General features: G+C 40.4%; 28 protein-coding genes and 1 riboswitch. Of the genes, 23 read left to right on the top strand and 5 right to left on the bottom strand.

The features are described 5' to 3' along the window. Positions 1 to 140: 140 nt before the first annotated feature. Positions 141 to 270, top strand: a riboswitch (TPP riboswitch). A 135-nt stretch (positions 271 to 405) separates the two neighbouring features. Genes tenA through ACIQZD_RS12495 form a run of 9 tightly spaced genes read left to right on the top strand, consistent with a single transcriptional unit; the run spans position 406 to position 7,722 of the window. Further along, positions 406 to 1,089 (top strand): thiaminase II, encoded by a 684-nt coding sequence (gene tenA, locus ACIQZD_RS12535; RefSeq protein WP_241588766.1) that lies wholly within the window; start codon positions 406 to 408, stop codon positions 1,087 to 1,089. Positions 1,090 to 1,103: 14 nt separating this feature from the next. Then, positions 1,104 to 1,688 carry an ECF transporter S component gene (locus ACIQZD_RS12530; RefSeq protein ID WP_402902753.1) on the top strand — a complete coding sequence of 195 codons (585 nt, stop codon included), beginning with the start codon at positions 1,104 to 1,106 and terminating at the stop codon, positions 1,686 to 1,688. Between the two features lie 12 nt (positions 1,689 to 1,700). Continuing rightward, on the top strand, positions 1,701 to 3,164 hold the full coding sequence (locus tag ACIQZD_RS12525) for an ABC transporter ATP-binding protein (RefSeq protein ID WP_402902750.1): 1,464 nt from the start codon (positions 1,701 to 1,703) through the stop codon (positions 3,162 to 3,164). Beyond that, positions 3,165 to 3,941, top strand: a complete 777-nt coding sequence (locus ACIQZD_RS12520) for an energy-coupling factor transporter transmembrane component T family protein (RefSeq protein ID WP_350302441.1) — start codon at positions 3,165 to 3,167, stop codon at positions 3,939 to 3,941. Between the two features lie 40 nt (positions 3,942 to 3,981). Continuing rightward, complete coding sequence (gene tenI / locus ACIQZD_RS12515; RefSeq protein WP_402902742.1) at positions 3,982 to 4,593, top strand: thiazole tautomerase TenI; 612 nt, start codon at positions 3,982 to 3,984, stop codon at positions 4,591 to 4,593. Between the two features lies 1 nt (position 4,594). Beyond that, positions 4,595 to 5,719, top strand: a complete 1,125-nt coding sequence (gene thiO, locus ACIQZD_RS12510) for a glycine oxidase ThiO (RefSeq protein ID WP_402902739.1) — start codon at positions 4,595 to 4,597, stop codon at positions 5,717 to 5,719. Positions 5,720 to 5,733: 14 nt separating this feature from the next. Next, positions 5,734 to 5,937: a sulfur carrier protein ThiS gene (thiS, locus tag ACIQZD_RS12505; RefSeq protein WP_063233541.1), complete on the top strand. Its 204-nt coding sequence runs from the start codon at positions 5,734 to 5,736 to the stop codon at positions 5,935 to 5,937. 1 nt (position 5,938) lies between these two features. Then, positions 5,939 to 6,706: a thiazole synthase gene (locus ACIQZD_RS12500; protein ID WP_063233542.1), complete on the top strand. Its 768-nt coding sequence runs from the start codon at positions 5,939 to 5,941 to the stop codon at positions 6,704 to 6,706. Beyond that, a complete protein-coding gene (locus ACIQZD_RS12495) occupies positions 6,703 to 7,722 on the top strand; it encodes a thiazole biosynthesis adenylyltransferase ThiF (RefSeq protein ID WP_402902735.1) in 1,020 nt (339 codons plus the stop codon). The genes ACIQZD_RS12500 and ACIQZD_RS12495 overlap by 4 nt, the downstream gene beginning before the upstream one ends. 186 nt (positions 7,723 to 7,908) lie before the next feature. Here ACIQZD_RS12495 and ACIQZD_RS12490 read toward each other — a convergent pair whose 3' ends face one another. Continuing rightward, a complete protein-coding gene (locus tag ACIQZD_RS12490; protein WP_083450736.1) occupies positions 7,909 to 8,052 on the bottom strand; it encodes a small acid-soluble spore protein P in 144 nt (47 codons plus the stop codon). A 116-nt stretch (positions 8,053 to 8,168) separates the two neighbouring features. Between ACIQZD_RS12490 and ACIQZD_RS12485 the strand changes: the two genes are divergently transcribed. Beyond that, positions 8,169 to 8,432, top strand: a complete 264-nt coding sequence (locus ACIQZD_RS12485) for a hypothetical protein (RefSeq protein WP_063593346.1) — start codon at positions 8,169 to 8,171, stop codon at positions 8,430 to 8,432. 141 nt (positions 8,433 to 8,573) lie between these two features. On the opposite strand, the gene sspO is transcribed toward ACIQZD_RS12485, so the two are convergent. Continuing rightward, entirely contained in the window at positions 8,574 to 8,726 is a 153-nt protein-coding gene (sspO, locus tag ACIQZD_RS12480; RefSeq protein WP_034312428.1) for a small acid-soluble spore protein O, read from the bottom strand. A 385-nt stretch (positions 8,727 to 9,111) separates the two neighbouring features. On the opposite strand from sspO, the gene acnA reads away from it, so the two are divergent. From acnA to ACIQZD_RS12445, 7 genes are all read left to right on the top strand, one after another. Next, the gene (gene acnA / locus ACIQZD_RS12475; RefSeq protein ID WP_137023029.1) at positions 9,112 to 11,823 is read left to right on the top strand and encodes an aconitate hydratase AcnA; all 2,712 of its coding nucleotides are present in this window, start codon (positions 9,112 to 9,114) and stop codon (positions 11,821 to 11,823) included. 204 nt (positions 11,824 to 12,027) lie between these two features. Beyond that, a complete protein-coding gene (locus ACIQZD_RS12470; RefSeq protein WP_350302459.1) occupies positions 12,028 to 12,561 on the top strand; it encodes a TlpA disulfide reductase family protein in 534 nt (177 codons plus the stop codon). A 375-nt stretch (positions 12,562 to 12,936) separates the two neighbouring features. Beyond that, complete coding sequence (locus ACIQZD_RS12465) at positions 12,937 to 13,065, top strand: FbpB family small basic protein (protein WP_072272906.1); 129 nt, start codon at positions 12,937 to 12,939, stop codon at positions 13,063 to 13,065. A gap of 129 nt (positions 13,066 to 13,194) precedes the next feature. Beyond that, the gene (locus tag ACIQZD_RS12460; RefSeq protein ID WP_057275900.1) at positions 13,195 to 13,338 is read left to right on the top strand and encodes an acid-soluble spore protein N; all 144 of its coding nucleotides are present in this window, start codon (positions 13,195 to 13,197) and stop codon (positions 13,336 to 13,338) included. 62 nt (positions 13,339 to 13,400) lie between these two features. After that, complete coding sequence (gene tlp, locus ACIQZD_RS12455; RefSeq protein WP_402902728.1) at positions 13,401 to 13,646, top strand: small acid-soluble spore protein Tlp; 246 nt, start codon at positions 13,401 to 13,403, stop codon at positions 13,644 to 13,646. 158 nt (positions 13,647 to 13,804) lie between these two features. Next, positions 13,805 to 14,236 carry an acyl-CoA thioesterase gene (locus ACIQZD_RS12450; RefSeq protein WP_402902725.1) on the top strand — a complete coding sequence of 144 codons (432 nt, stop codon included), beginning with the start codon at positions 13,805 to 13,807 and terminating at the stop codon, positions 14,234 to 14,236. A 25-nt stretch (positions 14,237 to 14,261) separates the two neighbouring features. Then, the gene (locus ACIQZD_RS12445; protein ID WP_137018483.1) at positions 14,262 to 14,555 is read left to right on the top strand and encodes a hypothetical protein; all 294 of its coding nucleotides are present in this window, start codon (positions 14,262 to 14,264) and stop codon (positions 14,553 to 14,555) included. 36 nt (positions 14,556 to 14,591) lie between these two features. On the opposite strand, the gene ACIQZD_RS12440 is transcribed toward ACIQZD_RS12445, so the two are convergent. Beyond that, positions 14,592 to 14,888 (bottom strand): HesB/YadR/YfhF family protein, encoded by a 297-nt coding sequence (locus ACIQZD_RS12440; RefSeq protein WP_402902721.1) that lies wholly within the window; start codon positions 14,886 to 14,888, stop codon positions 14,592 to 14,594. Positions 14,889 to 14,979: 91 nt separating this feature from the next. Between ACIQZD_RS12440 and ACIQZD_RS12435 the strand changes: the two genes are divergently transcribed. Next, positions 14,980 to 15,465, top strand: coding sequence for an NUDIX hydrolase (locus ACIQZD_RS12435; protein WP_402902718.1), 486 nt, complete (start codon positions 14,980 to 14,982; stop codon positions 15,463 to 15,465). A gap of 400 nt (positions 15,466 to 15,865) precedes the next feature. On the opposite strand, the gene ACIQZD_RS12430 is transcribed toward ACIQZD_RS12435, so the two are convergent. Continuing rightward, positions 15,866 to 16,015: a YycC family protein gene (locus tag ACIQZD_RS12430; RefSeq protein ID WP_065310839.1), complete on the bottom strand. Its 150-nt coding sequence runs from the start codon at positions 16,013 to 16,015 to the stop codon at positions 15,866 to 15,868. 327 nt (positions 16,016 to 16,342) lie between these two features. Here ACIQZD_RS12430 and ACIQZD_RS12425 point away from each other — a divergent pair, with 327 nt between their 5' ends. Continuing rightward, a complete protein-coding gene (locus ACIQZD_RS12425; RefSeq protein ID WP_402902713.1) occupies positions 16,343 to 16,543 on the top strand; it encodes a hypothetical protein in 201 nt (66 codons plus the stop codon). A gap of 34 nt (positions 16,544 to 16,577) precedes the next feature. After that, the gene (locus ACIQZD_RS12420) at positions 16,578 to 16,859 is read left to right on the top strand and encodes a protoglobin domain-containing protein (RefSeq protein WP_402903724.1); all 282 of its coding nucleotides are present in this window, start codon (positions 16,578 to 16,580) and stop codon (positions 16,857 to 16,859) included. A gap of 75 nt (positions 16,860 to 16,934) precedes the next feature. On the opposite strand, the gene plsY is transcribed toward ACIQZD_RS12420, so the two are convergent. Further along, positions 16,935 to 17,522: a glycerol-3-phosphate 1-O-acyltransferase PlsY gene (plsY, locus tag ACIQZD_RS12415; protein WP_402902710.1), complete on the bottom strand. Its 588-nt coding sequence runs from the start codon at positions 17,520 to 17,522 to the stop codon at positions 16,935 to 16,937. A gap of 495 nt (positions 17,523 to 18,017) precedes the next feature. Between plsY and ACIQZD_RS12410 the strand changes: the two genes are divergently transcribed. The 3 genes from ACIQZD_RS12410 to parC all read left to right on the top strand — a co-directional run bounded on the left by ACIQZD_RS12410 (position 18,018) and on the right by parC (position 23,213). Beyond that, on the top strand, positions 18,018 to 18,428 hold the full coding sequence (locus ACIQZD_RS12410) for a CoA-binding protein (RefSeq protein ID WP_402902707.1): 411 nt from the start codon (positions 18,018 to 18,020) through the stop codon (positions 18,426 to 18,428). Positions 18,429 to 18,793: 365 nt separating this feature from the next. After that, positions 18,794 to 20,779 (top strand): DNA topoisomerase IV subunit B, encoded by a 1,986-nt coding sequence (gene parE, locus ACIQZD_RS12405; RefSeq protein ID WP_402902704.1) that lies wholly within the window; start codon positions 18,794 to 18,796, stop codon positions 20,777 to 20,779. Further along, a complete protein-coding gene (parC, locus tag ACIQZD_RS12400) occupies positions 20,769 to 23,213 on the top strand; it encodes a DNA topoisomerase IV subunit A (RefSeq protein ID WP_402902702.1) in 2,445 nt (814 codons plus the stop codon). The genes parE and parC overlap by 11 nt, the downstream gene beginning before the upstream one ends. Positions 23,214 to 23,369 lie beyond the last annotated feature (156 nt).

Below are 23,369 nucleotides of genomic sequence, written 5' to 3'. Positions count from 1 at the left end.
TTAAACGCCGGGTAAATGGGGGTTTATGCAAGATTGAAAGGTTAGTAACCCTAAATCATTAAGTTGAAAACTTTCCGTAATACGTTTGACAATTGGATTTATCGTGTTAATATAAAGGCAAATGAAATTTGATATACAATTTGTACCACTAGGGGTGCTTTATAGGTGAAAGTTGATTTTTACCGCAGAAGCTGAGATTAAAGTATGACTTTAAGACCCTTAGAACCTGATCTGGTTTATACCAGCGTAGGGAAGTGGGGTCTGGAACAATACGTTTCTGTATTATTTCAAGTACAACCACTTTCTTTACGTTTAAGAAAGTGGTTTTTTGTTTGCAAAAAAAGGGGTGATAAAAGGTTTTTTTCCGTAACATTTCTTGAAAAATATAAGTTGGAGGTAATGGACATGAAGTTTTCAGAGGAAATTCGTCAGGAAGCTGATCATATTTGGGAAGCTAGTTTTAATCACCCGTTTGTTGCAGGAATAGGTGATGGCACATTGCCATTGGAGAGTTTTCGTTTTTATGTCATGCAAGATGCCTATTATTTATCTCATTTTGCTAGAGTTCAAGCTTTAGGGGCAGTCAAAGCTACAGATTTACATACAACAAGCAGGCTTGCCGGCCATGCACAAGGAACATATGAAGCGGAGTTGAAGCTTCATGAGAATTTTTCCGAGAGATTAGGCATCACAAAAGAAGAACGGGATAATTTCAAACCTGCCCCGACTGCTTATGCTTATACTTCCCATATGTATCGTGCGGCATATTCGGGACATTTAGGAGATGTTATTGCAGCTATCTTGCCGTGTTACTGGCTGTATTATGAAATAGGTGAAAGACTGCAAGGATGCATGCCGGAAGAGCCGATTTATCAAGAATGGATAGCGGCTTACGGAGGAGAGTGGTTCCGCACTTTGGTGGAAGAACAAATTGCGAGGCTTGATGAGATTGCTGAAAAAGTGACAGACGAAGATAAGGAAAGAATGAAAGAGCATTTTATCCTCAGCAGCCAATATGAATACTCATTTTGGGAAATGGCTTATCGTTTAGAGACATGGCCTGTACATAAGGAAACTCTAGAAGTATAAAGGGGAATGAAACAATGAAAAAAGGATTGAAATTAACGGACATATTGGTCACGATCGTGATTGCGGTAGCATTTGGAATCGTTTATATTCTTTGGGGTTCGATTTATTATTCCGTTAAACCGTTAGGATTACATCTGGATCAACTTATTTATGGAATGTGGTTTATAGCTGGCCCCGTCGCCTTTTTAATTTTACGGAAACCGGGTGTGGCACTTTTGGCGGAGATAGCTGCAGCTTCCGGGGAGTTCTTTCTTGGTTCACCATGGGGGCTGACCGTACTGTTATATGGGGTGGTACAAGGTTTGTTCGCGGAACTGGTGTTCATGGCGTTCAAATATAAAAAATTCAATTTGCCGGTGGCCGTTTTAGCTGCGATAGCTTCCTGCCTGGCATCAGTTATCATGGATTTTGCATACGGGGAAATAGGTGCGCTTTCAACTTGGAATCTATCGCTATTCATGATAGCGAGGTTTGTGGGTTCCATATTCTTTGCAGGTGTGACCGCTTATTATCTAGTTAAAGTCCTGGAAGCAACAGGAGTAACTAATCTTGTGCGTCCGGTTTCAAATAAAGATTATGCAGAACTGGATCAAAAGTAGAGGTTGAGGGCCATGGAACCAATCGTTTCTGTTGAAAAGTTAAGAATGAAATTTCCCGGTGATGAATCTTTGATATTCAAGGACCTATCACTATCGTTTGATCAAGGAGAAAAAGTGCTATTGTTAGGACCGTCAGGATGTGGTAAGTCGACTCTTTTACAAGTGTTAAGCGGATTGATTCCGAATTCCATCGAAGTACCGATGAAAACGGAGAAATTGAAATGCCCTTCTTCATGGGGGTATGTTTTTCAAGATCCTGATAGTCAGTTTTGCATGCCATTTGCCGATGAGGAAATTGCCTTCGTCCTTGAGAATCTTTCCGTCCCTAAAGAAGAAATGAAAGAGAAGATTCAAAATCATTTCCGTAAAGTAGGATTGAACCTAGGCCATACAAGTATTGAAACATTATCAGGCGGGATGAAACAGCGTCTGGCAATCGCTTCAGTATTGGCCCTTGAACCAGAAGTGATATTTTTAGATGAACCAACCGCCATGCTTGATCCGGAAGGAACGGTAGAAATCTGGGAATTGTTGAAGGAAGTCGGACGAGACAAAACGGTTATTATCGTCGAGCACAAAATTGACCATGTTTTAGAATTCATCGAACGAATCGTGCTTTTTAACGATGATGGTCAAATCATAGCTGATGGTCCAAGAGACACCATTCTTTCACTGTATAAAAATGAAATGAAAGAACATGGAATTTGGTTCCCAGGTGTTTGGGATGAATATATACAGAAGTATGCACCGATTCGGGAACACCCATTTACAGATGATTCACCTCTTATGGATGTACAAGGCTTTAGCGGTTTTCGGAATAAAGAGGAAAAAATCAAGGTTGAAGAGCTGAAGGTACATTCAGGTGAATGGATTGTAATCAGGGGTGAAAATGGCGCGGGGAAGAGTACACTTTTGCATGCACTGATGCAGTTCATAAAAACGAATGGTAAGTATGAATTATTGGGAACACCCATTAAAAAGGTGAAAAATCCAACGGATCATATGACGTTTGTCTTTCAAAATCCTGAGTTTCAGTTCGTTGCAAATACTGTATATGAAGAGATTGCTTATTCATTGAGAATAGATAAAAGGCCGCAACAAGAAATAGATGAGAGAGTCCGCTCATTGCTTAAAGTGTTCCGCCTGGAGGCACATCGGGATAAACATCCGTTTCAATTATCAATGGGTCAAAAGCGTCGCTTAAGCGTAGCCGCCTCAATCGTAATAGACAAAAAAATCATTCTCCTGGATGAGCCAACCTTTGGCCAAGATTCGAAAAATACCTTTGCATTACTGGAATGGTTTGAGGAATATCGAAGACGCGGAATAACAGTGATCATGGTAACTCATGACGATCATATTTCAAAAAACTTTGCAACCAGGATCTGGACGGTTAAGGACGGAAACGTAATTAGTGATGAAAACTTTGCGCAATCAGGATTTGTGGATGCCAAAGTTAAAAGGAGTGTCATGTAGATGAATGTTTCAAATGCAGAAACATGGCTCCATAGAATTAATCCAAGCCTTAAACTTGGTGTACTGATTGTGTTATGCATCGTGGCGTTATTCATTCATGACCTGAATTATATGATGAATATCACCATTGGCGTATTACTTTTATTTTTGTTTTTTACCGGGCATTCGATAAAACGCATCTTACTTTTGTCGATTCCCTTTTGTTTCATTTTTATATCCACCTCTTCTGCAATGATATTATTCGGGCAAGGTGAGACGCTTTGGTTTGAGTGGGGCCTTATTTCGATTACGGAAGAAAGTTTCATGAGGGGATTACTGGTAGGCTTTCGAGCTTTGTTCTTTGCGATCCTTGGTTTAACTTTTTCCTTAACGACGAGACCAGTGAACTTGTTTTATTCGTTAATGCAGCAAGTTAAGCTTAAACCGAAATATGCCTATAGTTTCATGGCGGCATTAAGGCTGATTCCCATCATGATGGAGGAGTTCCAAACGATACGAAACGCGATGAAGGTACGCGGCTTCGAAAGGGGAAAAGGGATAAAAGCGTTATATTTTAAAATGAAAGCCTATTCCATCCCGTTGTTATCCGGAAGCATCAGACGTGCTCACCGAATCGCGGTTGCGATGGAAGCAAAGCGATTTACAGACACACGGGATCGAACATTCTATTATGAATTTGGGTTTTCAAAAAAGGACCATGGTTTCATTCTGTATTTTATCATCCTCTTGTTGGCCGGCTTTTATCTGTCGATTCAATTCCCGTTAGTTTCTATTTGATTTTATGAGATTGTAACTTTACTTGTTAGGAGTCCTTAGTATGAATGCACATGAATTGCATATTATTTCTACTGGGAAACAGCCAATTGAAAAGTTTGTGGAAATCGCTTCAAACATTCAGGAACATGTTGATTTCTTTTATCTAAGGGAAAAGCATATGAGTGCATCGGAACTTTATCGAGCAGTGACCCTACTACATGATAATAAGATTCCGCTTTCTAAGATCATCATTAATGACCGGGTGGATGTAGCTTGGGTACACAAAGTATTTGGTGTGCAATTGGCTTTTCATAGTTTAGATGCAGAAGTCGTAAAAGGAGCTTTTCCAGGGATGAATGTTGGCTGTTCGATCCATTCCATGGATGAAGCGAATGCCGCATTCCGCAAAGGGGCCGATTACGCGATATATGGACATGTTTTTGAAACGGATTCAAAAATCGGCCTTCCTCCTAGGGGAGTTGAGGAGCTTCATGCAATCTCCAGAAATGTCAATCTTCCGATAATTGCGATAGGCGGAATAACACCTTTCAATTGCCAAGTCGTGCTGGATGCGGGGGCACGTGGAATTGCGGTCATGTCAGGCGTCCTTGAAGCTGAAAATCCGATTGAAGCCGTTAAAGAATATTCGAAGTCTTTGGGAAAGGAGACATAAGATGAATTCCATATATGATGCAATCATTGTTGGGGGAGGAGTAATAGGTGGATCCATTGCTTTTCAATTAGCCAAACGAGGTAAAAAGGTCCTTTTATTGGAAAAAGATAGACTTGCCAGTAAAGCATCCAGTGCTGCAGCCGGGATGTTAGGGGCACAAGCCGAGTTAGATGCTGATAACCCGCTTTTTACATTGGCAAGCCGAAGCAGGGGGATGTTTCCTGCACTGTCGGAAGAATTAAAAGACATAAGTGGAATAGACATCGAATTAGTGAACAAGGGCATGTTTAAGGTGGCGCTAACGAATGATCAGGTAGCCGAGTTAAAGAACATGATCAGAGCCCAGCAAGATGCGGGACTTGAGGCTGAGTGGCTATCGACTGCCGAAATAAGGAAAACGGAACCGCTTCTATCGGATGAGATTAAGGGAGCCATGTTCATTCCGAAGGATGGACAAGTTTCAGCCACTAGGCTGTCGCTCGCTTTTACTGAATCTGCCGCTGCCCTTGGTGTAGATATAAAGGAATTTGTTCATGTCTCCGACTTAGTTACTGAAAACGGATGTGTAACGGGAGTGGTGACGAACATAGGTGCATTTTCAAGTGAAAATGTCATCGTGGCAGGTGGAGCTTGGAGTGCTTTCCTCCTTGAAAAATCTGGGATTAAACTCGACAGTTATCCTGTAAAGGGAGAGTGCCTTTCCGTCCTGACCGATCGTCCATTGCTTGAAAAAACGATCTTTTCACATGGCTGCTATCTTGTGCCCAAAGTTGGCGGAAGAATCATTGTCGGGGCAACGGTTAAAGCGAACACTTTCGATCAAAAGGTAAGTCTTGACGGGATTTCTACGTTAATAGAAAGAGCAACGCAATTGCTTCCGGCGATTAAAGGAACCGAATTGGAAAAGACATGGGCAGGTATACGCCCCCAAACCGGGGACGGCTTGCCGTACTTTGGTGAACATCCGGCATGCAAAGGACTTTTCATTGCAACGGGGCACTACAGGAATGGCATCCTGCTTTCTCCAATTACAGGTGTACTTATAGCAGATATTTTAGAAAGGAAGACAAATCCCGAATGGTCCGCTTTTCGATTGGATCGTTCGATACAGACCCTTTTTTCTTAATGGAGGTGGATGAATTGGAATTGATCATTAACGGCGAAAAAATACGGATTCCTGCCGATGAATCAACAGTTACAGGGCTTTTGCAACACTTTAATTTACATCAAAAAGTAGTGATTGTTGAATTGAATGATGAAATATTAGCAAAAGAAAGTTTAAGTGAAACACTTTTGTCAAATGGAGACAAGGTAGAGATTGTACATTTTGTAGGAGGCGGATGATATGTTAAAGATTGGTTCTTATGAATTTTCTTCAAGATTGTTATTAGGTACTGGAAAATATCCAAACTTCGATGTTCAAAAGCAATCAGTGGAGGTTTCGGAGACGGAAATATTAACATTTGCGGTCCGGAGAATGAACATTTTTGAAGCCAGTCAGCCAAATTTTTTAGAAAAGCTTGATTTGAAAAAATACACACTCCTTCCCAATACAGCAGGAGCTAAAACAGCCAAGGAAGCAGTGCGCATAGCCCATCTCGCAAAGGCATCTGGCTTATGTGACATGATTAAGGTAGAAGTCATTGGCTGCCAAAAAACACTGCTGCCTGATCCGATTGAAACATTGAAAGCTGCTGAAGAATTAGTGAAACTCGGATTCACCGTATTACCCTATACTTCGGATGATGTGTTGCTCGCTAAACGCCTGGAAGAAGTGGGATGCCATGCAATCATGCCTGGAGCTTCACCAATTGGCTCTGGTCAGGGCATTATAAACCCACTGAACTTACGATTCATCATGGAACAATCAGAGGTCCCAGTAATTGTTGATGCAGGGATTGGAACGCCCTCTGATGCGGCAATCGCCATGGAATTAGGGGCGGATGGCGTATTGCTTAACACTGCTGTTTCGGGAGCAAAAGATCCAGTCAAAATGGCGAAAGCAATGAAACTTGCCATTGAGGCAGGTCGATTAGGGTATGAAGCAGGAAGAATCGAAAAAAATGATTATGCGATAGCAAGCAGCCCAGTTGAAGGATTGAGCATTGGATGAATGAACGTTATTCACGTCAGGAACTTTTTGGCCCTATTGGAGCAGAAGGGCAATTGAAAATTCGCAAAAAACACGTTTTGGTGATTGGAGCGGGTGCTCTCGGTACAGGAACTGCGGAAGGTCTTGTACGAGCCGGAATTGGGAAACTCACCATTGTGGACAGAGATTATGTAGAGTGGAGCAACCTTCAAAGACAACAGCTTTATTGTGAAGATGATGCACAAAAAAGAATACCGAAAGCAGTGGCAGCGAAGAATCGTTTGAATGCGCTAAATTCGGACGTTATCGTAAATTCATATGTGGCGGATGTTTCGGTTGATGAATTGGCGAAGCTGGTTGAAGGCGTGGATTTAATATTGGATGCCACTGATAATTTCGACACCAGGATGCTTATTAACGATACTGCGCAAAAATATAAAATACCCTGGATTTACGGGGCCTGTGTAGGAAGTTATGGGATAAGTTACACGGTGATTCCAGAGGCGACCCCATGTTTGAATTGTTTGCTGGAAACGGTCCCAATGGGAGGACTGACATGTGATACGGCGGGAATCATCAGCCCTGCTGTTCAAACGGTCGTTGCTCATCAAATGGCGGAAGCTTTAAAAATCCTTGTCGAAGATCATGCATCGCTAAGAAACAAAATCGTATCATTTGATCTTTGGAAAAATGAACATTCATCCATAAATGTAGCGCAATTAAAAAAAGATACTTGTTTGTCATGTGGATCAAATCGAACGTATCCCCACCTCTCTTATTCAAATCGAACAAAAACAGCCGTTTTATGCGGAAGGGATTCTGTCCAGATTCGGCCGGCAATGAAGCTTGAACGAGACTTAGCGGAACTCGAAGAATATCTTCTCGCACAAGGTGGTAAGATCGTCAGGAATCCTTATTTACTTTCATTTACTATCGGAACCCATCGGTTGGTCGTTTTTAAAGATGGGCGGGCGTTGATTCATGGAACAAAAGATATTGCAGAGGCAAAAACATTATATCACCGTTATTTTGGCTGAAATGGACTGACACGGACTTGGAATTCACGTTTAAACCGAAAAAGGGTGCCAAAAAAAGATGCCCTTATAATAGGAAGGTATCGAACATTTTCCATGTGACTTATTTGCTGCACAAATATAAAACGAAAGCGGTGTCTGCCTTTTTGGGGCGGCACCGCTTTGTTATGGAACGATTATTTAAGCAGCTTACATATCATGACTGCTATTATGCTTCTGACGGGAGTGCTGTCTGTTTTTCACCTTATGAGAACCGCTTAACGGTGCAGGTTGACCTGGATTATTTCCTTTAGGAGCATTTTTTCGAATATCTTTACCATCGTTTTTGTTCATGTTCGATCCCTCCTATCTCTTAAGATAATCAGTCCGTGAAATTTTATTCACATACATATATTTGCAAACCTCGTACATGCTATGGATGGACACTATATTTAAGGAGCTGAACCCAAATGCAGGATAAACAAGATAAGCGAAGGACTTTCCAGGAAGCCCAGCAAAGTTATCAGCAAGTATTTGATGTATATTCATCCATTGAGAAGAACGCACCGAATTACGGAACGGAATTGAAACATGTGAAGCAGGAAGTGAACGAGGCCTATCAGCAAATACAATCTGCTTTAGTCACCGCTTCCGAACATCAGAAAGAACAATTGAAAAAATTCGAACAGGATATTCAGGCAATCGTCAATGAGGTGAATTCTGAGGACTATTGAGTGACAGGTTCTATCGTCATGAGTTTTGCGCGTTTTACTTTTGCGTTTCTTGAATTTAGAATGGAATAGGCTTTTTGAAAAATGCAGTACAACTGCCATTTCAAAAAGCCTATCCTGTTTAAAGCCTAGAAATTAGGGAAATCATTGGTTTTTCTTTCTTTTTTTATTGTTTTGCCTTTGCATTTCCGATAATGGCGGTTCATTTCCCAATTCATCATTGTATCCAGCTCCATTACCTTGCGCTTTTGCAGCATTCATACCCGGTATAACATGATTTGCCTTTTGTTTTGTCATTTCGACACCTCCACCCATAGAATGCGATAATGTCGAATGATTATGTATGAAGTACTAATATGTTTTGCTGGAATAATTTATCAGGCCATAAATAGGGGGATTTTCAAGAAAACTCATATCAGCAAGGCTTCCTAAATGCACTTTAATATGTGGGGGATTTTTTTCTATAAGAGAAACTTATCAAAAACAATAACTTTCTTGTTATTTACTTATACTCATTTCTATATTAGTATTAAGTTGAAGGAAGAGTTAGGATGGGAGAAGAGAGAGAAAATTCGACAAACTAACTTTTTTATTTATATTTATAGTAAACATGGTTTCAGTGAACCAGGTTTTACTTTTATGTGCAGAATACGTTCTGACAGTTTAATAGGGGGTAATATTCATGACGAAAAATGACGTATACCAAGCGCGTAAGTCCTTTGAAATTGAAGGGAAACGCTACAACTACTACAGCCTAGACGCTATTGAAAAAGCAGGGGATGGCAAAGTATCACGCCTTCCATATTCCATTAAAGTATTACTTGAAGCGGTACTTCGCCAAGTAGACGGAAGAGTAATCACTAAAGAACACGTTGCGAACCTTGCTAAATGGGGAACAAGCGAGCAACAAGATATAGATGTTCCGTTCAAGCCATCACGTGTAATCCTACAAGATTTCACTGGTGTTCCAGTTGTTGTTGATTTAGCTTCTTTACGTAATGCTTTCGCAGCTCTTGGTGGAGATCCTGACAAAATCAACCCGGAAATCCCGGTTGACCTTGTAATTGACCACTCTGTACAAGTTGATAAAGCAGGTACGATGGATTCCCTTGATGCCAATATGGATCTTGAATTCGAACGTAACGCAGAGCGTTACCAGTTCCTAAGCTGGGCTCAAAAATCATTCAACAACTATCGTGCAGTTCCACCGGCAACTGGTATCGTTCACCAAGTTAACCTAGAGTACCTTGCGAACGTTGTTCATGCTGTTGAAACTCCAAACGGCGACTTCGAAGTATTCCCTGATTCTGTTTTCGGTACAGATTCACATACTACAATGATCAACGGTATTGGTGTTCTTGGTTGGGGTGTCGGCGGTATCGAAGCAGAAGCAGGAATGCTTGGACAGCCATCTTACTTCCCAGTTCCAAAAGTGGTTGGTGTTAAACTGACTGGTCAACTTCCTAAAGGTACAACAGCTACTGACCTTGCATTGAAAGTAACACAAGTTCTTCGTGCACATGGCGTAGTTGGTAAATTCGTTGAGTTCTACGGCCCAGGAGTAGGATACCTTCCACTTGCTGACCGTGCAACAATCGCTAACATGGCTCCTGAATACGGTGCTACAGTTGGTTTCTTCCCTGTTGATGCAGAAGCTATCGATTACATGCGCTTAACAGGCCGTGATGAAAAACAAATTAAAGTGGTTGAATCATACTGCAAAGAAAATGGTTTGTTCTACTCTCCTGAAAACGAAGATCCAGCATACAATGATGTTGTGGAAATCGACCTTTCAGCAATTGAACCAAACCTTTCAGGCCCTAAACGCCCGCAAGATTTGATTCCACTTTCTCAAATGAAAAAATCTTTCCATGACGCGATCAATGCACCTATGGGCAACCAAGGTTTTGGCATGGACAATTCTGAATTGGATAAAGAAGTAACTGTTAAATTTGCCGATGGCAAAGAAACGGTAATGAAAACAGGTGCGATTGCAATTGCTGCAATCACAAGCTGTACGAACACTTCTAACCCGTACGTAATGCTTGGAGCAGGTCTTATTGCTAAAAAAGCAGTTGAAAAAGGCTTGACTGTTCCGGATTATGTAAAAACATCATTGGCACCAGGTTCTAAAGTTGTTACTGGTTACCTTCGTGATGCAGGTCTTCAACCATACCTTGATCAATTAGGATTCAACGTAGTTGGTTACGGCTGTACAACATGTATCGGTAACTCAGGTCCATTGGCTGACGAAATCGAAGCAGCAGTTGCTGAAGCAGATCTTCTAGTAACTTCAGTACTTTCTGGTAACCGTAACTTTGAAGGCCGTATTCATCCACTAGTGAAAGCAAACTATCTTGCTTCTCCAACTTTGGTTGTTGCATATGCACTTGCTGGTACTGTGGACTTCGATCTTAACAATGATTCACTTGGTAAAGACAAAGATGGTAACGATGTATATCTTGCTGATATCTGGCCATCACAAGAAGAAGTTAACGCTGCTGTTAAAGCAACAGTTACACCGGAATTATTCCGTAAAGAATATGAAACAGTATTCAACGATAACAAACGTTGGAATGAAATCCAAACAAGCAACGAAGCGATTTATGCTTTCGATTCTAAATCAACATACATTCAAAATCCTCCATTCTTTGAAGGATTATCACCAGAACCGGGTTCAGTTAACCCACTTTCCGGCTTGCGTGTAGTTGGTAAATTCGGTGACTCAGTTACAACTGACCACATTTCTCCTGCAGGTGCAATCGGTAAAGATACACCAGCTGGTATCTATCTTCGTGAAAACGGTGTGAAACCGCGTGACTTTAACTCTTACGGTTCTCGTCGTGGTAACCATGAAGCGATGATGCGCGGAACGTTCGCGAACATCCGTATCCGTAACCAAGTTGCTCCAGGTACAGAAGGTGGATACACAACTTACTGGCCAACAGGCGATGTAATGGCTATCTATGATGCTTGTATGAAATACAAAGCTGATGGAACAGGTCTTGCAGTCATCGCTGGTAAAGACTATGGTATGGGAAGCTCTCGTGACTGGGCTGCGAAAGGTACTAACCTTCTTGGCATCAAAACAGTCATCGCTGAAAGCTTTGAACGTATTCACCGTTCAAACCTTGCATTAATGGGTGTTCTTCCACTTCAATTCAAAGAAGGCGAAAACGCTGAAACGCTTGGATTGACTGGTAAAGAAGCGATCGCAGTTAAAATCGACGAAACAGTTAAACCGCGTGATATCGTAACAGTTACAGCTACTGATGAAGCTGGAAACGTAAAAGAATTTGATGTACTTGTTCGTTTCGATTCCGAAATCGAAATCGACTACTACCGTCACGGTGGTATCCTTCAAATGGTATTACGTAATAAATTAAAAGGCTAATTTCAGCTTTTAGGAAGCGGTAAACCTACTATCAGGTTTACCGCTTTTTTTGTGTCAAGTTTATGAAACAATGTGATATATGATATTATTTAAAGGAATTGCACTTTTCCGAATATCCTTTTATTGTTAAGATGGAATAGGGAAGTTGTTCTATTTCTGGTAATGGACTAATATTTTTATTGTAATGGGACTAGGGGGACGAGTATGCTTAAAAAAATTATTGCTTCAGTGGCCTTACTATCACTTATTACTGTAGCGATCGTGCAGGCGATGGATAATGACTCAAAGGAAAATGACGAAAAAGATGCTTTAGGCGGATTGAAAATAGGAGCTAAAGCACCGAATTTCTCCTTGAAAACTTTGGATGGGAAACAAGTTGAATTATCGGATTACAAGGGCAAAAAGGTAATGCTGAATTTTTGGGCAACGTGGTGTCCGCCTTGCAAGAAAGAAATGCCTGATATGGAGAAATATACACAGCAAGCGGGTGATGATGTCGTCGTACTTGCCGTCAATATTGACCCTGAAAATGATGTACAAGCATTTGTAGAGGATAATGGAATTACTTTTACCATACCGCTGGACAGTCAAAGTGCCAAAAATCCAGTGAATGAGCGCTACAAGATTCTTAGCATACCGACAACTTACTTCATCGACAAAGAAGGCATCATCAGGAATAAGGTAATTTCAGCCATGCAATTAAAAGATATGGAACGAAATATAAATAGTATGCAGTAGGGGAACTTTATGTAGTTAGCGAAACTCCTGCCAACCGGGCTAGATGCTTAGGGCTAGGAGGCTTGGCGGCAGTCGGAGGGCGATTTCTGAAAACAAGGAATGTTTTTGATTACAGTCTGACGGAACCTTTATGAGGTTCCGTTTTATTGTATGTTAACAAAGTTGTCAAAATTTAATGGAAAAATCTAAAAATTTAAAAAATTATAGTTAATGTTCATGGAAAAAGGGTTAAAGTATAGAGAGCGGAAAAATGGAATTTTAATCAGATTAAAAATCTGATAATTATGACAATTAAAGGGATGTAAACCATATAGTCATAATTTTACGTTAATTTGGCAATACTGAAAATTATATTAAAATAAGTAGGTGAAAAGCATGAAAAAAAGAAAAAGGACATTTGAAGAATTAATTAAAGAAAACAAAAGGGAATTATTGATGGACGTTAAGCAAATGGAAAGACTTGAGGAACGTCTTGAAAAAAAACATATGCAAAAGGCTGAATAGGTTTTGCTTAAAAAGAGCCAGTGCCATGAAGGTCCCTTCAAGGTGCTGGTTTTTTTTTATGGCTTTTTCAAAAACTGGCATTCATGAATTTCCTCTTTTTTATCCATGATAAGAGAAGGAGGCGATAAAATGGGTAATCCAAAAAAAGATTCCAAACACTTTAGACCGAGCCATCTAGGGACACAACCAATAGCAGCAGGTGGGAATAACGGTAAGAAAATGCAGGACAAATCCGGGAAACATCCTCAGGTCATTCAAACTAAAGGCGAGTAATCAAGGCTTAATAAAGTAATCGTAATAATATTATGTAAATAAAAAAACATGAGGTGAAATTAATGGGCACAAATAAGCACAATCCGGATAACCGTTTGGATAATGTTGAAAAAATTCAAGATGCAATAGAAAATACGGAAGAGAACATAATCGCAGCAAATGAAACGTTATCATTCTCTTCAGGCGAGGAAAAACAGGCAATTCAGGCTAAAAATGACCGAAGAAGAAAGAGCATTGATGGAATGAAGGAAGAAATGCAAGATGAGCAGGAAGCACGGGAAAGCGGTTATAGTAACGATAATATGTAAACGACTAGGTAAAGGGGAGAAAGAGGCGAGAAATCTTTCTCCTCTTTTATTTAGGTTCATTGAAGGGAAGCAGTCCAGATTAAGACAGCTTAAATGAAATTTGCACAATTGTTATGGTAAAATGTTTATTGCAATAGAAATGAAAGTGGGGAAACAAAATGTTCATAGCTGAAAACGAAATTGAAGTGCGGTATGCAGAGACAGATCAAATGGGTGTTGTTTACCATGCGAATTATTTTATATGGATGGAACTAGGCAGGACAAAATTGATAAATGATTTAGGATTTTATTATGCTGATATGGAAGCGGATGGCATCCTCTCACCTGTTATGGATATTCAGGCTTCGTATAAAACCCCCGTTAGATATGGTGATAAGGTAAAAGTTAAAACCTGGATTGAAAAATATGACGGCTTGCGGGTCATTTATGGGTATGAGATCGTTAACGGGAAAAATGAAGTGGTTGCTACAGGTCATTCTTCCCACGTTTGCGTTAAAAAGGAGAGCTTCCGCCCGATATCGATTAAACGCATGTATCCAGAATGGCATGAGGCCTATGAAAAAAATAAAAAACAGGATGAATTGATTTAATTACAATTATTGAGGTGATCAAAAAATGGCTTTTGGGATTAAACGTGTAGACGTCGTAGCCTGGAAGCAGAAAATCGATCAAGGCCAAATAGCTTTTTTAACTCATTATTGGCTGGATGACCGATTTCCCGGTTGCAAGACGGTTACAAAAGTCGGATGCAAAGATTTACGGCGTTTATCGGAGTGGGGTAAGCAATACGGACTTAAAAAAGAGTGGATTCATCACAGGAAGGATGGCTATTCTCATTTCGATCTTTTAGGGGAAAAGCAAGCGGAAATTCTTAGTGCGGAAGATATTAAAGAGCGTCTGCTTGATTGAACAAGAAAAAACAGCGGTTACACCGCTGCTTTATTGTCAAGCATTCTTTTCATAGTGAAATTCAGGTTCAGTCAGTTTTTCATTAAAAGTAATAAGTAAATCGTGACCATCAAAGTACCATAAATCTTTTTCTTCTACATAAAAATTAATCTCATTCATAGTTGTTGCGGCTGCTGCAGCTTCAGGTTCTTCCTGCATGATACCTAATGAAAAGCCGCTTTGGACGGTACTATGCCCGCCATATCTTACATAAAAGCGCAAATGAGAGCCTTCTTGAAGCCCCAGCTCATCAATATACCACTTAGCTGCTTGATCGGAAATGGTCAGTTTCATACTCATTCTCCTTCCTAGAGGTTCGTTATTTAAGTATAAAGTAATTATGAAGTAGATGCGAATAATGTGCGTTCAAGAAAGGATATAACCCATGGATATTATTTATAATATTTGTTTCATAACTCGAAAAAAATTCGATGAAGTCGAAGTGTTGATGCTATTTCGCCAAAAGAATCCCAATAAGCATAAATGGAATGGTATAGGCGGGAAGATAGAACAAGGTGAAACCATCGATGAATCGATGGAACGCGAAATTTTTGAAGAAACTGGATTGAAAGTAAGGGGGATGACCTTTCGAGGAATCGTGACATGGAATCAAACGGGTGGAATGTATGTTTACAGAGCTGAAGATGCAGGGGGCGGGCTATCTGCCTGTGATGAAGGGGAACTTGCCTGGAAGCCATATCAATGGGTTATGGAGGCAAGTGATGTTGTGTCCAACATAAAGTATTACCTAAAAGATATATTACAGGATGAACCACCACAAGAATTTGTCTGTACCTATGAAAATGAACAATTAATATCAGTCAAAAAAAAGCCTTTGCCTGATTGGGCAAAAGAATTGACTTTCAATTGAAAAATGCCCATGTGCGGTTTTTTCGCTTTTTTTGATTCTAAGCTAAATATCACAAAGTAGCAGAAGAATATTAGGAATTTTGGTATTTTTAAGCAAGGTACTGAAATTATTTATTGTAATTTATGGAAAACGGAAATGGTGCTGTTTTCATTATTGGCTCAAAAGGATATTTATGGGTATGAGATCATCCAGCTCAATCAGTTAAGTGGGGGTTATTTACATTATAAAGAAGGCATGTTATATCCCGATTTATAAGGCAAGAGTATTTAATTAGTTACTGAGAGGATTCCATAGAGGATCGAAAAGGAAATACTCGACGAAATTGATTGCTCGGTTCTAATCCGTAAGATCGTTTCGCACATATATGAGTATTCACAAAAATAGCTGCAGATTCCTGCAGCTATTTTGTATTTCCTTTTTCTTTTGCTTCAGCCTCGGCAAGCTTTCTCAGCAAAACGGGTGTAGGCATATGCATGATTTGCTCTAAAGGCAAGTTTAGTGACTTGGATAACTTTAATGCGGTTTCCGGTGATATTTGCAATGGCTTCATGGCACTTTCTCCTATCGATATTTAATAGCTAGTTCCAGTGTAGACTCTGTTCTTCAATTATTCAATCCTTACTTGACCATTTATCCATTAAACGAAAAGCATATTATTCATTTCATGGGAAGTTAATGTAAAAGTATTATAGGTCCTTTTACCTTGACAAATGACTTGGGTTGAGGTCGAAATAAAAATATATGTAGTCTATATGAATTATTTTATTTATATGAATCTGATTCATTTTATTTTCGTTGGATACAAAGACTTATATAATATTGGTAGAATATCTTGGATCCGCTTTATCGTGAATTACAAAATCAGGGGGAGTGGGATATGGGGATCTTCATGAAAGCGAAGCCGAAAAAAGCAATCTGGTTTCAAAAAGCAAAAGAAACAGATGGCATATTGGATGTAAGCAGTGAACAGGTGAAACTGCAGGTGACTATCATCGATTTAACTGAATTCAAAGCTGATCCCCAGGTAGAGGGAGTTGTTGATGCTTTTATCAAACGATTCTGCAGGTTCCTGAATTGAAAGGGATAATCACTGAACACAGCACGGTGGGAAAATTGAGGAAAACGTTAATACCCATATGCTATCTTTATTCAATGGTGTGATTGACGATGAGTTTGTTGAATTGCGGAATAAGGTGGCGAAGACTCATTATCGAATTGGCCTACAGCCCCTGTGGTATTCATCTGGTTTTCAAAATGTTCAAAATTACTTGCAAAGAATTGTCTTTGATCAAACCAAGAATGAAGTGGAGCAGCAGGCATTAATATCAGCGATAGGAAAAATGCTCAATCTGGAACAGCAGTTAGTCCTTGAGGCATGCCGGTATCCTGAATAACACGGCAAATGAATTGTAAAATGGAAAATAGGCCCATCCATACGGGCCTATTTTCACTTGGATATGCGCATGTTATTACAACCACTTTACTTTCGGTTCAGTTTTATCGATAATCCGCTTGATGTTTGCGCGATGCCGGTAAAAAATGAAGATCGTTAATATACCGATTACAATAATGAGCGGCAAATCATCAGTATGAAACACTAAACTATAGATGAGAGCAAGTAGACAAGCAATCATGGAAGAAAGCGAGACATATTTGGATATGTATAAGGATATGAAGAATATAAAAATGGCAAAAACAAAAAACCATGGTTCGTATGCAAGAATGACACCAGCAGAAGTTGCCACAGCTTTACCGCCCCGAAAGTTTGCGAAAATGGGAAACATATGACCGATGACCGCAAAAACTCCGGCTAGCAATAAATTCATTTCGAGGCCAAGCATATACGGCAGTAAAGTTGCTAGGGTACCCTTAAGTATATCCATGATAGTAACGGTAAGCCCTGCCTTGACACCAAGTGTCCTGAAGGTATTTGTCCCGCCTAGATTCTTACTGCCATGCTCCCGGATGTCGATTTTGTAGAAAGCTTTACCGATTATTAAACCGGAAGGAATCGAACCGATCAGGTAGGCAGCCAGTATAGTGATAAATGTAAGCATTCTATTACCCTTTCTTTTAAGAAAAATCTTTTTTTTTTATCACGTTCAAGGGGCGATTGTTCCCTTTTTCAAAACTAAACGTGTAGAAATAGCCAAAAACAGCCTTAAAACACCTGTTAAGCTTCTCTTATTGTAACATTTTCGTGACAAAATGGTACGGCTGTCCAAAAAAAAATCCATTAAAAAAATGAATTTTCCTTGATGAACTTACATCTTTTGATATACGTTAAGTTCATGAAGGGTAAAAGGTTTAGGCTTCCTTATTTTCGTAAATATAAAATGAAGGATGCCTTCTTGTATAAATAGTTACAATACGTGGTAGTCTGTATGAACATAAAGAAAGTTAAGTGAGACATGCCTTTTCGAATCTTATTCTTTCTTGTATAATGGTTTTTCTTAATAATGGTAATAAACAGCTTTCCTCTGTAAAATACCTTTGTTAAGGAATACTCTTTATTCAAATATTACATTTTATTATAAAGGGGATTGAAAAGTATGATAGAAAATCCAAGCAGAGAAGAAATGGGAAAGATGTTGAAAAAATCGAAGCGCATCGCTGTCGTTGGTTTATCTAATAACCCTGAGCGTACTTCTTATATGGTATCGAAGGCCATGCAGGAAAGCGGTTATGAAATCATCCCGGTAAACCCTGCTGTATCGGAAGTGCTGGGTGTCAAGGCAGTTAAAGCCCTGAAAGATATTGAAGGGCACGTCGATATCGTCAATGTTTTCCGCCGTTCAGAGTTCCTACCGGAGATAGCCAAGGAATTTGCAGAAATCGATGCTGATATCTTTTGGGCGCAGCAAGGGTTGGAAAATGAAGAAGCCTATAATTTTTTGAAAGAAAAAGGATATACTGTCATCATGAATCGATGTATAAAAGTCGAACACGCCCTTACTAAGTAAAATGAAGAGCGGAACTTCCGCTCTTTTTTTTAAGGTGTGGCTGTATTTCGACCGAAAGAAAACCAAAAGGCAGGGCAAATTTAAGCCATGGACGCTTAATTTGATTAAAAATAGTAAAAGTATATTTGCCAAATGAAAATTTACCGCTACAATTAGAAAGGTAGCTATGATACGTTTTGTTCCACATAAATGTGCTAACGCTAATAAAAAGGGCAAAAAAACAGAACACTTGTTCTTTGTTCGTAAAAGTATTATACTTTTTATATGATATTAACGTATTAATGGATTTGTTAAGCTAGTGAGTCATTTCATTGCAGTATGATTTGGCCCGGAAATTGTGTTTTAGTAAGGAAAGGGGAATTTCTGTGGCAAAGAAAGTAAAAACAATCGAGTACAATGATGATGCAATTCAGGTACTGGAAGGACTCGAAGCGGTCAGAAAACGTCCCGGTATGTATATCGGCAGTACTGATGCACGCGGACTTCATCATTTAGTGTACGAGATTGTAGATAACTCCGTAGATGAGGCTTTAGCTGGATATGGAGACCAAATTAGTGTGAAAATACATAAAGATAACAGTGTAAGTGTGTCTGATAAAGGGCGCGGAATGCCTATTGGCATGCATAAATTAGGTAAACCGACGCCTGAAGTCATTTTGACGATTCTTCATGCTGGAGGTAAATTTGGACAAGGCGGATATAAAACGAGTGGAGGCCTTCATGGAGTCGGTGCTTCGGTCGTTAACGCGTTGTCTGAATGGCTTGTCGTGACGATCAAGAGGGACGGGTTCATTTACGAACAACGGTTTTTCAATGGCGGAAAGCCAGAAACCACACTGGAGAAAATTGGTAAAACCAATCAAGCCGGTACCAAGATCCACTTCAAGCCCGATCCAAAAATATTTTCGGTGACTACTTTTAATTATGAAATCCTATGTGAGCGTCTTCGCGAATCAGCCTTTCTTTTAAAAGGCATGAAGATAGAATTGACGGATGAACGTAACGACCATAATGAAGTTTTTCACTATGAAAATGGCATTGAAGCGTTTGTTGATTATTTAAATGAAGAAAAAGAGACCCTTCATAGTGTAGTCAGCTTAGAAGGGGAACAAAATGGTATAGAAGTCGAACTCGCCTTTCAATTCAACGATGGCTATTCAGAGAATATTTTAAGCTTTGTAAATAATGTTCGTACAAAAGATGGAGGCACCCATGAGATTGGCGCAAAAACAGCCATGACACGGGCATTTAATGATTATGCCAGAAAGATGGGGCTATTGAAGGAAAAAGATAAAAACCTCGAAGGTACCGATATACGTGAAGGCTTGTCTTCAATAATTTCAGTACGTATCCCTGAAGAACTTCTTCAATTCGAAGGACAAACCAAGAGCAAGCTTGGAACAAGTGAAGCCCGTTCTGCAGTCGATTCCATCGTATCAGAGCACTTAGCCTACTTTTTTGAAGAAGATCCGACCACGAGTACCCTATTGGTTAAAAAAGCGATTAAAGCGTTCCAAGCAAGGGAAGCGGCACGCAAGGCTCGTGAAGACGCAAGAAGCGGGAAGAAACGAAAAAAATCCGATGCCATCCTTTCTGGGAAATTAACACCAGCTCAATCGAAAAATCCCGAACGGAATGAACTGTATCTTGTAGAAGGGGACTCTGCAGGGGGATCAGCTAAACAAGGACGGGATCGCCGTTTCCAAGCAGTGCTGCCATTACGGGGTAAAGTTATCAATACGGAAAAGGCAAAACTTGCGGATATTTTTAAAAACGAGGAAATAAATACGATCATCCATGCAATCGGCGGAGGTGTCGGGGCGGAATTCAATACGCCGGACACTAACTATGATAAAGTGATTATCATGACTGATGCCGATACGGATGGAGCCCATATCCAAGTGCTGCTGCTGACATTCTTTTATCGCTATATGAAGCCGTTAATAGAGGCAGGAAAGGTTTACATTGCCTTGCCCCCTTTATATAAAGTGAGTAAAGGGACCGGGAAGAAAGAAGTCATTGAATATGTTTGGAGCGATGAAGAACTTCAGGGAGCGATAGACAAGGTGGGGAAAGGCTATATGATTCAGCGCTATAAAGGGCTGGGTGAGATGAATGCCGATCAATTATGGGATACCACCATGAACCCGGAAACAAGGACATTGATACGTGTGAAGATCGATGATGGTGCCCGTGCGGAAAGACGTGTGACAACGTTGATGGGAGATAAGGTTGAACCGCGTCGTAAGTGGATTGAAGCGAATGTCGCTTTTGGTCTCGAAGAGGAATCGAATATTTTAGATAATGAAAATATGTCGATTGAAGAGGAGGTCATTAACGATGGTATTTGAAGAAACGTTTCGAGATTTGCCGCTAGAAGAGGTAATTGGTGACCGCTTCGGGCGTTATAGTAAATATATCATCCAAGATCGGGCACTTCCAGATGCAAGGGACGGTTTAAAACCGGTGCAGCGCAGGATATTGTATGCGATGCATGTCGAAGGAAATACCCAGGAAAAAGGATTCAGGAAATCCGCAAAAACGGTCGGTAATGTAATTGGTAACTATCACCCTCATGGAGATTCATCCGTTTATGAGGCAATGGTTCGGATGAGCCAAGACTGGAAGTTGCGGAAGGTCATGGTCCAAATGCACGGAAACAACGGTAGTATTGATGGCGATCCGCCTGCTGCGATGCGGTATACGGAAGCAAGGCTTTCATCGATTGCCTCCGAGATGCTGCGGGATATTGAAAAAAGGACGGTCGATTTTGTACCGAACTTTGATGACACTTCAGAAGAGCCCATTGTATTGCCTGCAATGTTCCCTAACCTGCTTGTAAATGGCTCTACAGGAATTTCAGCAGGCTATGCCACTGAAATCCCGCCACATCAACTAGGTGAAGTCATTGATGCGGCCATTATGCGAATCGATAAGCCGGAAGCGACTGTCGCTGACTTAATGACGGTCATTAAAGGGCCGGATTTTCCTACTGGCGGTATCATTCAAGGCATTGAAGGCATTCGTAAGGCCTATGAAACAGGTAAAGGGAAAATAATCATTCGCGGGTTGGCGGAAGTGGAAACGATTCGGGGCGGCAAACAGCAAATCGTCATCACTGAAATCCCATATGAAGTCAATAAAGCCAACCTTGTTAAGAAAATGGATGAGTTCCGCCTAGACCGGAAAGTGGAAGGTATCGCCGAAGTAAGGGATGAAACCGACCGTACAGGACTGCGCATTGTCATCGAACTGAAAAAAGAAGCAGATGCAAATGGAGTTCTGCATTATTTATACAAAAATTCCGATCTCCAAATTGCATACAATTTCAATATGGTCGCGATTTACAAAAAACGGCCAACATTGATGAGCCTGCCAAAAATGCTCGATGCATATATCGAACACCGTAAAGAGGTAATCGTGAACCGTTCACGTTATGAGTTGCAAAAGGCACATGACCGGGCACATATCGTTGATGGTTTAGTGAAGGCTTTGTCCATATTAGATGAGGTCATCGCTGTTATCCGGGCATCTAAAGACAAACGGAATGCCAAAGATAACCTCATTGCTAAATTCGATTTTACAGAAGCGCAAGCTGAAGCCATTGTCTCCTTGCAGCTATACAGGCTGACAAATACGGATATTACAGCACTTGAAGCAGAGGCAGCGGAATTGAAAAACAAAATTGAGGAATTGACAAAGATTCTTGGCAGTGAAAAAGTTCTTCTTCAAGTAATTAAAAAAGAACTTCGATTCATTAAAAAGGGCTTTGATGACGGACGGCGTTCCAAAATCGAAAAAGAAATTGAAGAAATCAAAATCAATCTTGAAGTCTTGATTGCGAGTGAGGAAGTGATGGTGACCGTGACGAAAGAAGGCTATGTTAAACGGACTTCGTTACGATCTTATGCAGCATCAGGCGGTCTTGATTTTGGCATGAAGGATTCCGATCGCCTGCTCCAGAGGCTGGAGATGAATACAACGGATGTCTTGTTGCTGTTCACATCCAAAGGGAACTACCTCTATTGTCCAGTTCATCAGCTTCCAGATATTCGCTGGAAGGAAACCGGTCAGCATATTGCGAACATCATTCCAATCGACAGGGAAGAACAAATCATAAAAGCGATTCCAATCAAAGAGTTTGCCGTGCCGGAATTCTTAGTGTTCATCACGAAAAATGGTATGGTGAAAAAGACAGAATTAGCTTCCTATAAAGCCCAGCGTCATTCAAAACCGCTGGTTGGTGTCAATTTAAAAGGTGACGATGAACTTGTCGATGTCCATCATACCGATGGACAGGCTGACCTTTTCCTGGTCACCCATAACGGCTATGGTTTATGGTTTGATGAAGAAGAAGTAAGTGTTGTCGGTGTTCGGGCAGCAGGAGTCAAAGGGATTAATTTGAAAGAAGATGACTATGTCATTGGCGGAAAGGTTTTGGCCAAGGATAGTAAAGAATCTATCTTTATCGTTACACAGCGCGGGGCCATAAAGAAAATGAAATTAACCGAGTTTGAAAAAACGAGCCGGGCAAAACGCGGTGTCGTGGTCTTGAGGGAATTGAAATCGAATCCTCATAGGGTCATTGGATTTGATATCATTAACAAAACGGACAGTCTATTCATTCTTTCTGAAAAGGGAACCATTGAAACGATTCATGCCGCTTCATTAAAAAATCATGATCGATATACGAATGGATCATTTGTTTTTGATGAAACGGTCAGTGGAAAAGCGAAAGAATTATGGAAAATATCATTGGAAGATGACTCCGCCATAGAGCAGTGAATCATTTTTTAAAACGGGATGCTGATCTTGATCAGCATCCCGTTTTATTTTCAAATAATATCCTTCTTTAAGAAAAAATCCCCACATGCCCCGCACTACAAGTTGAGTCCTTTTACGAAAGTATCGCTAAATTCAAAAATGACTTCTTGAGTCAAT

The organism is Peribacillus sp. NPDC096447 (genome assembly GCF_044762725.1).
Taxonomy (GTDB): domain Bacteria; phylum Bacillota; class Bacilli; order Bacillales; family DSM-1321; genus Peribacillus.
The sequence above is the reverse complement of the archived record's forward strand: the minus strand, read 5'-3'. Positions and strand labels throughout refer to the sequence as shown.